Origin of the sequence: Paracoccus sp. R12_2, from assembly GCF_017744015.1 — a bacterium.
GTDB lineage: Bacteria > Pseudomonadota > Alphaproteobacteria > Rhodobacterales > Rhodobacteraceae > Paracoccus.
Map to the genome: position 1 here is coordinate 167,972 of NZ_JAGHRA010000002.1, position 12,214 is coordinate 180,185.

The window sequence follows — 12,214 nt, forward strand, 5'->3', positions numbered from 1 at the left end:
GGATGCGGCATGGTTACTTGATCAGTCCGATCTCGCGCGACAGCTCTTCGATGCGGGCGATCGAGGCGTCCACATATTCCTGGAACTCGGGTCCGCTGAGATCCAGCGGCGCCAGGCCGTTGGTCTGCATCACCTGCTTCCACTCGTCGCTTTCATAGACGTCGTGGATGGTCGTGGCCCAGTATTCATAGGCCTCGTCGCTCATCCCGCCGGGGGCATAGAAACCGCGCCAATTGGCGCCCACCGCATCGATGCCCTGTTCGATGGCGGTCGGAAATTCCGAGAATTCACCGTCCAGACGCTCGGGCGCCAGCACGGCGATCACCTTGATGTCGCCGGAATCGACAAAGCCCTTGGCTTCGGACAGATCGCCCGTATAGGCCTGCAGCGATCCCGCCAGAAGCTGGGTGATCGCCTCGCCGCCGCCCGCGAAGGCGATATACTTGACGCTGCGCACGTCTTCGATGCCGGCCTCGTTCGCGGCGATCAGCACCTTCAGATGGTCCCAGCCGCCGACCGCCGAACCGCCACCGATCGAGATCGACCGTGGGTCCTGCTTGATCATGTCCAGCAGTTCGGGCAGCGTCTCGACCTCGCTGTCGGCGGCAACCGCGATGACACCGTAATCGGCGCCAAGCGATCCCAGCCAGCGCACCTGATCAGAGGTGTTGCCGGGATAGGCCTTCTGTGCCAGCCGCGTCGCCGTGGCGGTCGAGGCCGCGACCACCAGATCGTTGCTGTCGTTGCGCTTGTTCACCACTTCGGCGAAGGCGACGCCGCCGCCGCCGCCGGACAGGTTCACCACCTGCATCGTGCCGGGGATCGCGCCTATATCCTGGGCGACCTTGCCGAACTGCCGGCAGGTAAAGTCCCAGCCGCCGCCCGGGTTGGCCGGGGCGATGCATTCGGTCGCCTCGGGTTCGAAGGCCGCCGCAGGGCCGCCGATGATGGTCGTGGCCAGGATCGCCGCCGCAAAGGCGCGGCCGAAAATCATGTTCGGTTTCATCTTGCTGTTACTCCTCCCGTCGGGGTCGTGTGGCGTCCGGACGCCTCTCTCCGCGCCGGACCTTCCCTGTGGTACTACGCGAGGCTGTCGCGAAGCTGTCACACCGCGCAATCCGCAATTGTCAGAAAGGGTCGAAGGCCTATACTGGGCCGTCACGGCAGAGGGGGCCGTGGGGAGGAAGTGTCCGATGCGTATCCTGCTGGTCGAGGACGCGATGGATGTCGCCGAGGCGATCTCGGCCATGTTCACTAGGCGCGGTGACGCCGTCGATCATGCCGCGACCGTTCTTGCCGCGCAGGATTATCTTGCGGTGCAGGACTATGACATCGCCATTCTCGATGTCGGATTGCCCGACGGCCTGGGAACCGAGGTGCTTGCCGCGTTGAGATCCGCGGGCAAGGCCACGCCGGTGCTGATGCTGACCGCGCAATCGGATATCGATGACCGGGTGTCGGCGCTGAACAGCGGGGCCGACGATTATCTTGTGAAGCCCTTTGATCTGCGCGAGCTGGAGGCGCGGGTGCGTGCGTTGATGCGGCGCAACAGCGGCGATGTCGCGGGCTGCATCGAGTTCGCCGATCTGCTGTTCGATCCGGCCGGTTGCAGCCTTGAGATCGGTGGCGCGCCGGTGACGCTGACGCGCCGCGAATTCAGCCTGCTTGAGATCATGCTGGCCAATCGCGGTCGGGTGATTCCAAAGGAACGCATTCTCGAACGCATGTATGCCTTTGATCACGAACAGGTGGGCACCAACACGGTGGAGCTGTATGTCGCCCGGCTGCGCCGCAAGTTGCAGCCAAGCCGTGTGGCCATCCGCACGCTGAGGGGCCTGGGTTACCAGCTTGTCGCAGATAGCTGATCGTGAGATCGCGGGCAAAGGCGGGTCGCTGACCCTTCGCCTTGCGCTGGCTTTCGCGTTGATCTTCGCGCTTGGCGGGGTCGCCGTCGCCGTGGCGGCGTTTTCCTACGGTCGTCAGGCGGCGCAGCAAAGCTTTGACCGACTGCTTGTCGGGGCGGCCGATCAAATCGCACGTTCGATCACGCTGCAGGATGGCGCGGTGTCGGTCGATCTGCCGGTCGGCGCGTTCGAGCTGCTGTCCCTGGCGCCGGAGGATCGTGTGATCTACGCCGTCTATGGGGCCGATGGCGGGCTGGTCACCGGCTATGAAGGGCTGGAGCCATTTCCCGAGGGCCGGCGATTTCACGACGCGACATTCGCGGGCGAGCCGATCCGCGCCATCCGCGTCACCCGCCCCTTCGCCGAGCAAAGCTATGCCGGCACCGTAGAGGTGGTCGTGGGCCATACGCTGCGCGCCCGCGCAGAAATGGCCGCGCAGATTACCCGCAACGCCGTGATCGCGGCCGGGCTGGTCGCCCTGGTGATGGCGGGGCTGGCGGTTCTGGCCGTGCGAGCGGCGCTTGCGCCGGTGAACCGGGTCGGGACGGCGTTGCAAGGCCGCTCGCCGCAGAACCTGACCCCGCTGGATGTCGCCGTCCCGCGCGAGATCTCCAGCCTTGTGCAGGCGCTCAATCGCTTCATGGGGCGGCTTGACCGGCAGGTGGGGATCATGCGCAACCTGATCGCCGATGCCTCGCACCAGCTGCGCACGCCGATCGCCGCGCTGCGGGTGCAGGCCGAACTTGCAGAAGAAGAAAACGATCCCGAGGCACTGCGCAGGATCGTTCACCGGATTCACGCCCGCGCGGTCAATCTGAGCCATCTGACCGACCAGCTTCTGAACCATGCCCTGATCATTCATCGCGCGGATTCCGTGCCGCTGGCGCGCGTGGATCTGCGACAGGTGGTGATCGACGCCATCGAACATGTCGATCATGCGGTGCGGGATGGCCGGACGGCTGCGATGCTGGACCTGCCGGAAGACCCGGTATGGTGCGACGGCGATGCCCTGTCGCTGATCGAGGCCACGAAGAATCTGGCCGGAAACGCGCTGCGTCACGGGGTCGATCCGGTTCGGGTCTCGGTCGCGCAGGATGGGGACCGCGCGCGGATCCTGGTGCGGGATGCCGGTCCGGGGATACCGCACGATTACTGGGACGAGGCCGGGACGCGTTTTGCCCGCAGCAGCGGCGTATCCGCGAAAAGCGCGGGGCTTGGTCTCGCGATCGTGCAGTCGGTCGCGGCGGCGCATCACGGCCGGCTGGAATTTCGGACGGGCACGCCGTCCGGGTTCGAGGCGGCGATCGTGCTGCCCCTTGCCGAAAACGGGGCGCGATGATGGCTGGCTGGAGGATGCTGCTGCCCTTGATTTCGTGCCTGGCTGCGCCGGCGCTGGCGCAGCCCGTGCCGGAAGCCACGCAGGACTATGGCCGGTCCGACGCGCCGTTTGCCATCCTGGTTCGCAGCACCACCGACATCGCCCTGTTCGGCCCGGTGCTTGACGGGTTCGTGGCCGCCAATCCCGATATCCGCGTCGATTATGAGCAATGGGGATCGAATGATCTTTACGCCGTTTCCCTGGCCGAGTGCAGGTCCGGCGCAGAGACGGCGGATCTGCTGATCAGCTCTGCTGTCGATCATCAGGTGAAGCTGGTCAATGACGGTTGCGCGCGGTCGCACATCTCGCCCCTGACCGAGGCGCTGCCGGCCGAGGCGAACTGGCGCGACGAGTTGTTCGGAATCACGCAGGAGCCTGCGGTGATGGTCTATAACAGCGACGTCGTGCCCGCGCAGGAGGCGCCGCGCACGCGTTTCGATCTGATCGACCTGCTGCGGCCAGAGGGCAGCCGGTACGAGGGAAAGGTCGCGACCTATGACATCGAGGAATCCGGGCTTGGCTATCTGTTCGCATTCGTGGACGCACAGCAGGCGACCACCTTCGGCAGCCTGATCGAGGCCTTCGCGCGCAGCCGTGCCGTATCCACCTGCTGTTCGGCCGAGATCATCGACGGCGTGGCCAGCGGGCAATATGTCTTGGCCTATAATGTTCTGGGATCCTATGCGCTGGACCGTGCCGAGCAGGCGGACAACCTGGTCGTCGTGGCGCCGCAGGACTATACGCTGGTTCTGTCGCGCGGCGCGATGATCCCCCGGAATGCGCCGAACCCGGTTTCGGCAGGCCTGCTTCTGGATTTCCTGGTCTCGGATCAGGGGCGGCGGGCCATGGCCGCCGAACATCTGTATGGCGATGCCACGGCGGTGGCGCCGGACAGCCTGGGACAGAACGAGGCGGTTCTGCGCCCCATTCCGCTGTCGCCGGTTCTGCTGGTCGGGCTTGACCGGCAGAAGCGGGCAAATTTCCTTGCGCTGTGGCGCGACACCTTTGCCCGGCCAAAGCGTGGGGCGGCGACACCGTCGGAATAGGCGATGCCCGGACCACGATGCAGATCCGCAAGGTTCGGGGATCGGCACCATGGCGCAAACGTCCCGCAAGTGATAGATATTGCGAGGTATTTGGACAAAGAAGAAATGCAGGTCTTTGACAAGATCATCTCGGATCGCGGGTCACGATATGCAGTGTCGGGCGGGACGGCCACCAGCCGCGAAGAGGCGGCGGCGTTGCTGGCGCAGTTGAAGCGCAACAAGCGTTTCGCGAAGGCCACACACAACACATGGGCGGCAATCCTGTCGGGCGAGCCGGTGAAAGATGACGATGGCGAGGCGGGGGCAGGCGCCCTTATGCTGCAGATGCTGGAACGTGCGGGGCTTGTCGATCACGTCGTGATCGTCACCCGATGGTATGGCGGCAAACATCTGGGCGGCGACAGGTTCCGCCATGTCGCGGATGCGGTGCGGCTGTATCTGCGCGAAACCGGGCTTGGCGATCAGAGTGCATAGGCGAGACGGCGGCACAAGGTAGCGTCTGGATACGCTGATTTCGTTCCGATCCGCCTCAGGCGCAGCCGCAGTCCTCGACTATTCGGCGGCATTCATCTTTTCGGCCACATATTTCTGGAAATTCTCGCCGTTTTCATAGCCGTGGTCGCGAACCCATTCCAGAAGCGCCGCGGTGGTTCCCTTGCCGAAGGCGCCCGGCATGGTGGCCACCGCGGCCTGCGCGGCGGTCTGGCCTTCGGCCACCTCTTCGGGCAGGAAGATCATCGTCGGCGTGAACATCGCGCCCCAGCGGTTCACCATTTCCTTTTCGGGTAGTTCGGTGCCGTCGAAATCGGTGACTGAGACATCTCCGAACATGTTGATCTGGATGACGAAATAGTTGTCGGTGATGTCCTGCGCGATCTCGGGGTCGGAAAACACCTCTTCATGCATCTTCTTGCAATAGATGCAGCCGCGCTGTTCGATCAGGATCATCAGGCGCTTGCCTTCCGAATTGGCTTCGGCCAGATCCTCGCGCAGATCCTTGAAGGTCTCGCGCAGCCAGGGTTCCTTGTGCAGCCCGTCATCGCCGATCGTCGCGGCCTGGACGGGCAGGGCCAGCGACAGCGCCAGCAGGGTGATGCGGATAAAGCTCATCTTGGTGCCTCCTCAGGTGATGGTCGCTGACCAGTCGAAATTCCGGATCATCCAGTCGGCGATCAGGTTGACGGTGTTGGTGGCGATGAGAACGGCGAACAGGATCAGCATGACCCCCATCACCTTTTCCACATAGCCCAGATATCTGCGGTTGCGATTGGCCCAGGCAAGGAAGGGGCGGGCGAAGAACGCCGCCAGAACGAAGGGCAGCGTCATCGCCAGCCCGTAAACCAGCAGCAATGTGCCGCCGCGCAGCAGATCGCCGGTGCCGGACGCGACCAGCAGGATCGCCGTCAGCGCCGGTCCCACGCAGGGTGTCCAGCCGAAGCCGAATGCAAGACCCATGACATAGGCGCCAAGCATGCTGGAGGGTTTGGCCGGGCCGTCCAGCCGCGCCTCGCGGTACAGAAAAGGAATGCGGATGACGCCCAGAAAATGCAGCCCGAACACGAACAGAATTGCTGCCGCCACATAGGACAGCGGCTGTTTCCATTGCGCAAAGACCTGGCCAAGGGCGGTTGCGCCCAGTCCCAGCAGCACGAAGATGGACGTCACCCCCAACGCGAAGGCAATGGAGGACGCGATCAGGCGGCGCTGTGCGCCCGGCGCGATCCGGCCATCCCCGCGCAATTCCGCCATCGAGATGCCGGCCATGTAGGACAGGTAGAACGGCACCATCGGCAGGATGCACGGCGACAGAAAAGACAGGATGCCCGCGACGGCAGCGCCCCAATAGCCGATCTCAAGCATGTCGATCCCCCTTCACGCGCATCGTCGTTTGACGAGGGAAAACAGTCAATCATGAATGCGAATATGTGAAGGGGTTGTCCGCGTTTTTTATGGTCCTGTGCGACGTCGATCTGCGTTCGTCTTCAGGTCGGTGCGTCGCGATCAGCCCAGATAGGCCTTGATCGCCGCCGCCACGCCCTGTTCCTGGACCAGCTTCAGTTTGCGGGTAAACGCCTCTTGAAAGCGGGGATTGTCGGCCAGCGGCCCGAACACGGTGCGGTTCGACAGGAAGGCCAAGGGATCCTTGCGCGAGGCCAGCGCGAATTCCCGCAAGGCGTCGCTGTTGTCGTCGTTCGGGGCGATCTCGTTGCCGGCCTCATCGGTGCGTTCGCAATAGCGGCACCAGAAGGCGACCTCCTGGGCCAGCCCGTCGATGGGGAAATCATGACGCAGCGCGTCGGCCAGCGTCGGAAGGATGAATTTCGGCTGCCGGTTCGATCCGTCCAGGCACAGGCGCGGGATCGTGTCGCCGATCTCGGGATTGGCGAAGCGGCTGACGATCAGTTCCAGATAGTTGGCATAATCCACACCGTCGATCGGCGTCAGGGTCGGAACGATCTCGCGCGATTCCAGCGCGCGCAGCCACGCCTCGATCTGCGGATCGGCCATGGCGTCGTGCACGAAATGGTGCCCCAGCAGCGCCGAGGGGTAGGCGATGGCTGCGTGGCCGCCATTCAGGATGCGCAGCTTCATCAATTCGTGCTTGCTGACATCGGCGACGAATTCGGCGCCGACCTTTTCCAGCTGCGGGCGGCCCTGCGGGAAATTGTCTTCCAGCACCCATTGGCGGAACGGCTCGCATACAACCGGCACCGCATCGGTGATCCCGAACCTGTCGCGCACCAGCGCCCGTTCACGGTCCGAGGTCGCGGGCGTGATGCAGTCCACCATTGAATTCGGGAAGGCGATGTTCTGGCGGACCCATTCGGCCAGCGCGGGATCGGAAAGCTGGGCCAGTTCGGTCACCGTCCGCGCGCAGACATGGCCGTTTTCCGGCAGGTTGTCGCAGGACATGACGGTGAAGGGATCGTGCCCCGCCGCGCGACGCTTGCGCATCGCGGCCAGGATCATGCCGAACACGCTGCGCGGCGCGTCGGGATGGGCGGCGTCATGGGCCATGTCGGGATGCGCGGCGTCGAAACCGTCGGTCTTGGCATCGACGTAATACCCGCCCTCGGTGATGGTCAGCGACACGATGCGGATCGCGGGATCGGCCATTGCATCGATGACCTTCGCGGGTTCGACCTCGACGAAGTCGATCATCGAGCCGATGACGCGGGCGTTCAGACCCTTGGGATCCAGTTCGACCACGGTCGTCAGCCAGTCCTGCGCGGCCAGCCGGTCGCGCATCGCTGCATCGCCCGGCCTGACACCGGCGCCGACCAGCGCCCAGTCATGCCCTTCGCCCGCCTCGAAAAGCTGATCCAGATACCAGGCCATGTGGGCGCGATGGAAATTGCCCACGCCGACATGCAGGATGCCGGGCTTCAGACCGGCCCGGTCATAGCCGGGACGATCGACCGTGGCGGGCAGATCGTTCAGTGCGGAACTCGTCAGGGCGATGGCCATGTCTGGACCTTTCATCGGGTATGTCACGCCGGTCGGGCGCGGATCGGTTCTGCTGTGCGGCGAGGCGGCGGGTCCGGAAACCGCAGCCGGATCGCCTTGTGTGAGGGCCTCCGACTGCGGTTGAGGGCAGATCAGTCGATGCGATCGCCGCCCTGGTCGAACTTGTGGATCTTGTCCTCGTTCGGGGTCAGCCAGACGGTGTCACCGTGGCGCAGGCGAACCTCACCGTCAGAACGGACGGTGATCGTCTCGGCCAGCCCGGTGTCCTCGACATAGAGGAACGTGTCGGATCCCAGATGCTCGCTGACGCCGACGCGGCCTTTCCATTTCCCGCCCTCGGTCGAGACGCCGATATGTTCGGGGCGCACGCCGATGGTCGCGGCGCCGTATTCCGCCGCCGTCTCGCCCGAAAACAGGTTCATCTTGGGACTGCCGATGAACCCGGCGACGAAGGCGTTCTTGGGGCGCAGATACAGTTCCAGCGGCGATCCCACCTGCTCGATCCGGCCTGCGTGAAGAACGACGATCTTGTCGGCCATGGTCATTGCTTCGACCTGGTCGTGGGTGACGTAGATCATCGTCGTTTCAAGACGGTTGTGCAGTTCGCTGATTTCCAGCCGCATGCCCACACGTAGCGCGGCATCCAGGTTGGACAGCGGTTCGTCGAACAGGAAGGCCGAGGGTTCGCGCACGATGGCCCGGCCGATCGCCACGCGCTGGCGCTGACCGCCCGACAACTGGCCGGGGCGGCGTTCCAGATAATCCGTCAGGTTCAGCGCCTTGGCCGCGGCATCGATGCGGCGGTTCTGTTCATCCAGCGGCACCTTGGCCATCTTCATCGGGAAGGCGATGTTTTTTCTGACCGACATGTGCGGATATAACGCATAGCTTTGGAACACCATCGCCAGGCCACGCTTGGCCGGGGATTCGTCGGTGGCATCCTTCCCGTCAATGAGGATGCGCCCGTCGCTGACATCCTCCAATCCCGCGATCAGCCGTAGCAGGGTGGATTTACCACAGCCCGACGGGCCCACGAAGACCACGAACTCGCCGTCTTCGATGTCCAGGTTCAGGGGCGGGATGACTTCGACATCGCCGAAACGCTTGGCCACGCCTTCAAGGGTAATGCGTCCCATCGTGGTTCTCCTTATTTAACCGCGCCGAAGGTCAGGCCGCGGACAAGTTGCTTCTGGCTGAACCAGCCAAGGATCAGGATCGGCGCGATGGCCATGGTGGATGCCGCCGACAGCTTTGCCCAGAACAGACCCTGCGGGCTGCTGAAGGACGCGATGAACGCAGATAGCGGCGCCGCGTTTGTCGTGGTCAGCTGGATCGTCCAGAACGCTTCGTTCCATGCCAGGATGATGTTCAAGAGCATGGTCGAGGCGATGCCCGGCACGGCCATCGGGGTCAGTATATACAGGATCTCGTCGCGCAGCGTCGCACCGTCCATCCGCGCGGCTTCCAGGATCTCGCCCGGAATTTCACGGAAATAGGTGTACAGCATCCAGATGACGATCGGCAGGTTCATCAGCATCAGGATGATGACCAGACCGGTGCGGGTATCCATCAGCCCGGTGCGCAGGAAGATCAGGTAGATCGGCACCAGCACCGCGACGGCGGGCATCATCTTGGTGGACAGCATCCACATCAGGATGTCCTTGGTCCGCTTGGTGGGCGAGAATGCCATGGCCCAGGCGGCCGGGATCGCGACGATCAGCGCCAGCAGGGTGGACCCCACGGCGATGACAACCGAGTTCATGAACGGCCGGAAATAGTTGTTCTGGTTCTGGACCGTCTCGTAGCTGGAGAACGAGAAGGACGGGATCAGGTCGAAACCGGCGATCGCCTCCTGTTCGGTCTTGAGGCTTGTAATGATGGTATAGAGGATCGGGAAGAAGATGATCAGCGCCACGAGCCATGCGGCGACGGTCCACCCGATCTTGCTGTTGCGAGAGATTGCGCGTGCCATGTCCGACCTCCTCAGTCCAGGTTCTTGCCGACGGCGCGCATCAGGAAGATGGCGACGAAGTTGGCCAGGATGACCGCGATGATGCCACCAGCGGCTGCACCACCGATATCGAAGTTCAGTCGGGCGGCGCGATAGATCAGGAAGGTCAGGTTGGTCGAGGCGTAGCCCGGTCCGCCATTGGTGGTCACAAGGATTTCCGCATAGATCCCCAGAAGGAAAATGGTCTGGATCAGGACGACCACGGTGATTGCGCGGGCCATGTGCGGCAGGGTCAGATAGATGAAGCGGCTGATGGCGGGTGCGCCATCCATCTCGGCTGCCTCCATCTGTTCGCCGTCAAGCGATTGCAGCGAGGTCAGCAGGATCAGTGTCGCGAAGGGCAGCCACTGCCACGCCACGATGATGATGATCGACAGCAGCGGATAGGTCGCGAACCAGTCCACAGGCGAGGCGCCGAAGAACTTGGCGATGTCCGCGAAGACGCCATAGCTGGGATGCATGATCATGTTCTTCCAGATCAGCGCGGCGACAGGCGGCATGACGAAGAACGGGCTGATCACGAGGATCCGCACGATGCCCTGTCCGAAGATCGGCTTGTCGATCAGCATGGCGATCGCGATGCCGCCGCAGACGGTGATCAACAGCACGCCCATGACCAGGACGATGGTGTTCCAGATCGCCTCGAAAAAGGCCGGGTCGGTGTAGAAATACTGATAGTTGAACCAGCCCGCCCAGCTTGTGTTCGCCGGGTTCAGCAGGTTGTAATTGAGAAACGAATAGTAAAGCGTCATCCCCAGCGGGATCAGCATCCAGATCAGCAGCAGAATGATGGCAGGTGCGCGCATCAGCCGCGCAAGGCTCGCGGTTTGGCGGGTCGCCATGGCGTGTGTCCTCCTCCGACAGCGGCGGGGCGTCCGGCCCGCGCGCTTCCCCCGTAGGGCGTCGCCCGGACAATACCGGGCGACGCGGTCGCGTGACTTACTTGATGTATCCCGCGCGGGTCATTTCGCGCGTGGTGTTGGCCTGAGCCGCGCTCAGCGCGTCCTCAGCCGACATCTGACCTGCCAGTGCCGCCGAGAACTGCTGCCCGACCGCGGTGCCGATGCCCTGAAATTCGGGGATCGCCACGAACTGACCGCCGGTATAGGGGATGTCCTGCACCGAGGATTTCTGCGTATTGGCCGCATTGATGGCCTGCAGGGTCATTGCCGCGAAGGGTGCTTCGCTTTGATAGTCCGCGTTCTCATAGAGCGAGGTGCGGGTACCCGGAGGTGCCGCGCGCCAGCCGTCCTTGCTGGCCACCAGTTCGGTGTAGCCCTTCGAGGTCGCCCATGCGATGAACTGCTTGGCAGCATCCTGCTTTTGCGACGAGGCCGGGATGGCAAGGCTCCATGCCCACAGCCAGTTGCCGTGGTTGTCCATGCCTTCCTTGTTGGGGAACTGAGCGAAGCTGACCTTGTCGGCCACGGTCGAGCTTTCCGGGTCGGTCACGAAGCTGGCAGCAACGGTGGCGTCGATCCACATGCCGCATTTGCCCTGCTGGAACAGCGACAGGTTTTCGTTGAAGCCGTTCGACGAGGCGCCCGGAGGACCGTAATTGGTCATCAGGTCCAGATAGTCGGTCAGCGCCGCATTCCATTCCTCGCTTTCGAACTGGGGTTGCCAGTCCATGTCGAACCAGCGCGCGCCATAGCTATTGGCCATCGCGGTCAGGAAGGCCATGTTCTCGCCCCAGCCCGGCTTGCCGCGCAGGCAGATGCCATAGACTTCGTTGTCCTTGTCGGTCATCGCCTCGGCCGCGGCCTTGATATCGGCCCAGGTCGGGCTTTCGGGCATGGTGATCCCGGCGGCCTCGGCCAGATCGGTGCGATACATGACCATCGCGGATTCGCCATAGAACGGCGCCGCGTAAAGATTGTCATCGACGGACAGCGCTTCGCTGACCGCAGGCAGCAGGTCGTCGGCGTCGTAATCGTCGGGCATGCCGTCCAGCGGAACCAGCCATTGCTGCTTGGCCCAGATCGGAACCTCGTAGGTGCCGATGGTCAGCACGTCGTACTGGCCACCCTGCGTGGCGATGTCGGTCGTGACCCGCTCGCGAAGGATGTTTTCTTCCAGCGTGACCCATTCGACGGTGATACCGGGATGCTTCTCGGTAAAGTCGCTGGTCAGGCCCTGCATACGGATCATGTCGCCGTTGTTCACGGTCGCGACGGTCAGCGTGGTGTCCTGGGCAGCGGCGATTCCGGCGGTGGCGCACAGCGCCGTCGCGCCCATCAGGGCACGGATAGTCCTGTTCATGATGTCCTCCCTTGGCGGCGTGGGCAATTGCCACGCCGATGGGCAAATACTCACGCATTCGACGACACATGTCAATGCCGAACCCTGCAGCGCCTTCCTTGACAGGTGATCAGGGCAGCATTGTCGTCGATTGTCGCACGGAATT

Annotated in this window: 12 protein-coding genes; 4 read left to right on the top strand and 8 right to left on the bottom strand. The window is 63.5% G+C overall.

From position 1 onward, the window contains the following. Positions 1-13 precede the first annotated feature (13 nt). Positions 14-1,006 (bottom strand): tripartite tricarboxylate transporter substrate-binding protein, encoded by a 993-nt coding sequence (locus J7359_RS03445; protein ID WP_247740155.1) that lies wholly within the window; start codon positions 1,004-1,006, stop codon positions 14-16. A gap of 187 nt (positions 1,007-1,193) precedes the next feature. Between J7359_RS03445 and J7359_RS03450 the strand changes: the two genes are divergently transcribed. The 4 genes from J7359_RS03450 (at position 1,194) to J7359_RS03465 (ending at position 4,802) form a co-directional block, all read left to right on the top strand. Further along, the gene (locus J7359_RS03450; protein WP_209055140.1) at positions 1,194-1,865 is read left to right on the top strand and encodes a response regulator transcription factor; all 672 of its coding nucleotides are present in this window, start codon (positions 1,194-1,196) and stop codon (positions 1,863-1,865) included. Next, positions 1,849-3,243, top strand: coding sequence for a sensor histidine kinase N-terminal domain-containing protein (locus J7359_RS03455; protein WP_209055141.1), 1,395 nt, complete (start codon positions 1,849-1,851; stop codon positions 3,241-3,243). Before J7359_RS03450 ends, J7359_RS03455 begins: the two co-directional genes overlap by 17 nt. After that, positions 3,243-4,328 (top strand): ABC transporter substrate-binding protein, encoded by a 1,086-nt coding sequence (locus J7359_RS03460; RefSeq protein WP_348524331.1) that lies wholly within the window; start codon positions 3,243-3,245, stop codon positions 4,326-4,328. The genes J7359_RS03455 and J7359_RS03460 overlap by 1 nt, the downstream gene beginning before the upstream one ends. Before the next feature lie 105 nt (positions 4,329-4,433). Beyond that, positions 4,434-4,802: a YigZ family protein gene (locus J7359_RS03465; protein ID WP_209055143.1), complete on the top strand. Its 369-nt coding sequence runs from the start codon at positions 4,434-4,436 to the stop codon at positions 4,800-4,802. 78 nt (positions 4,803-4,880) lie between these two features. Here the strand turns inward: J7359_RS03465 and J7359_RS03470 are convergent, their stop codons facing one another. The 7 genes from J7359_RS03470 to J7359_RS03500 all read right to left on the bottom strand — a co-directional run bounded on the left by J7359_RS03470 (position 4,881) and on the right by J7359_RS03500 (position 12,069). After that, the gene (locus tag J7359_RS03470) at positions 4,881-5,438 is read right to left on the bottom strand and encodes a thioredoxin family protein (protein WP_209055144.1); all 558 of its coding nucleotides are present in this window, start codon (positions 5,436-5,438) and stop codon (positions 4,881-4,883) included. A 12-nt stretch (positions 5,439-5,450) separates the two neighbouring features. Then, the gene (locus J7359_RS03475) at positions 5,451-6,188 is read right to left on the bottom strand and encodes a cytochrome c biogenesis protein CcdA (protein ID WP_209055145.1); all 738 of its coding nucleotides are present in this window, start codon (positions 6,186-6,188) and stop codon (positions 5,451-5,453) included. Between the two features lie 141 nt (positions 6,189-6,329). Further along, a complete protein-coding gene (locus tag J7359_RS03480; RefSeq protein ID WP_209055146.1) occupies positions 6,330-7,796 on the bottom strand; it encodes a mannitol dehydrogenase family protein in 1,467 nt (488 codons plus the stop codon). A 131-nt stretch (positions 7,797-7,927) separates the two neighbouring features. Continuing rightward, positions 7,928-8,932: an ABC transporter ATP-binding protein gene (locus tag J7359_RS03485; RefSeq protein WP_209055147.1), complete on the bottom strand. Its 1,005-nt coding sequence runs from the start codon at positions 8,930-8,932 to the stop codon at positions 7,928-7,930. A gap of 11 nt (positions 8,933-8,943) precedes the next feature. After that, on the bottom strand, positions 8,944-9,768 hold the full coding sequence (locus tag J7359_RS03490) for a carbohydrate ABC transporter permease (protein ID WP_209055148.1): 825 nt from the start codon (positions 9,766-9,768) through the stop codon (positions 8,944-8,946). A gap of 11 nt (positions 9,769-9,779) precedes the next feature. Continuing rightward, on the bottom strand, positions 9,780-10,649 hold the full coding sequence (locus tag J7359_RS03495; protein ID WP_209055149.1) for a sugar ABC transporter permease: 870 nt from the start codon (positions 10,647-10,649) through the stop codon (positions 9,780-9,782). 97 nt (positions 10,650-10,746) lie between these two features. Further along, entirely contained in the window at positions 10,747-12,069 is a 1,323-nt protein-coding gene (locus J7359_RS03500) for a sugar ABC transporter substrate-binding protein (RefSeq protein ID WP_209055150.1), read from the bottom strand. Between the last annotated feature and the right edge of the window lie 145 nt (positions 12,070-12,214).

What these genes read in the sequence shown, in the direction of transcription:
- J7359_RS03450 (WP_209055140.1), top strand. Translation starts at nt 1,194, where the DNA reads ATGCGTATCCTGCTGGTCGAGGACGCGATGGATGTCGCCGAGGCGATC.
- J7359_RS03485 (WP_209055147.1), bottom strand. Translation starts at nt 8,932, where the DNA reads ATGGGACGCATTACCCTTGAAGGCGTGGCCAAGCGTTTCGGCGATGTC.
- J7359_RS03445 (WP_247740155.1), bottom strand. Translation starts at nt 1,006, where the DNA reads ATGAAACCGAACATGATTTTCGGCCGCGCCTTTGCGGCGGCGATCCTG.
- J7359_RS03465 (WP_209055143.1), top strand. Translation starts at nt 4,434, where the DNA reads ATGCAGGTCTTTGACAAGATCATCTCGGATCGCGGGTCACGATATGCA.
- J7359_RS03495 (WP_209055149.1), bottom strand. Translation starts at nt 10,649, where the DNA reads ATGGCGACCCGCCAAACCGCGAGCCTTGCGCGGCTGATGCGCGCACCT.
- J7359_RS03480 (WP_209055146.1), bottom strand. Translation starts at nt 7,796, where the DNA reads ATGGCCATCGCCCTGACGAGTTCCGCACTGAACGATCTGCCCGCCACG.
- J7359_RS03460 (WP_348524331.1), top strand. Translation starts at nt 3,243, where the DNA reads ATGGCTGGCTGGAGGATGCTGCTGCCCTTGATTTCGTGCCTGGCTGCG.
- J7359_RS03470 (WP_209055144.1), bottom strand. Translation starts at nt 5,438, where the DNA reads ATGAGCTTTATCCGCATCACCCTGCTGGCGCTGTCGCTGGCCCTGCCC.
- J7359_RS03490 (WP_209055148.1), bottom strand. Translation starts at nt 9,768, where the DNA reads ATGGCACGCGCAATCTCTCGCAACAGCAAGATCGGGTGGACCGTCGCC.
- J7359_RS03475 (WP_209055145.1), bottom strand. Translation starts at nt 6,188, where the DNA reads ATGCTTGAGATCGGCTATTGGGGCGCTGCCGTCGCGGGCATCCTGTCT.
- J7359_RS03500 (WP_209055150.1), bottom strand. Translation starts at nt 12,069, where the DNA reads ATGAACAGGACTATCCGTGCCCTGATGGGCGCGACGGCGCTGTGCGCC.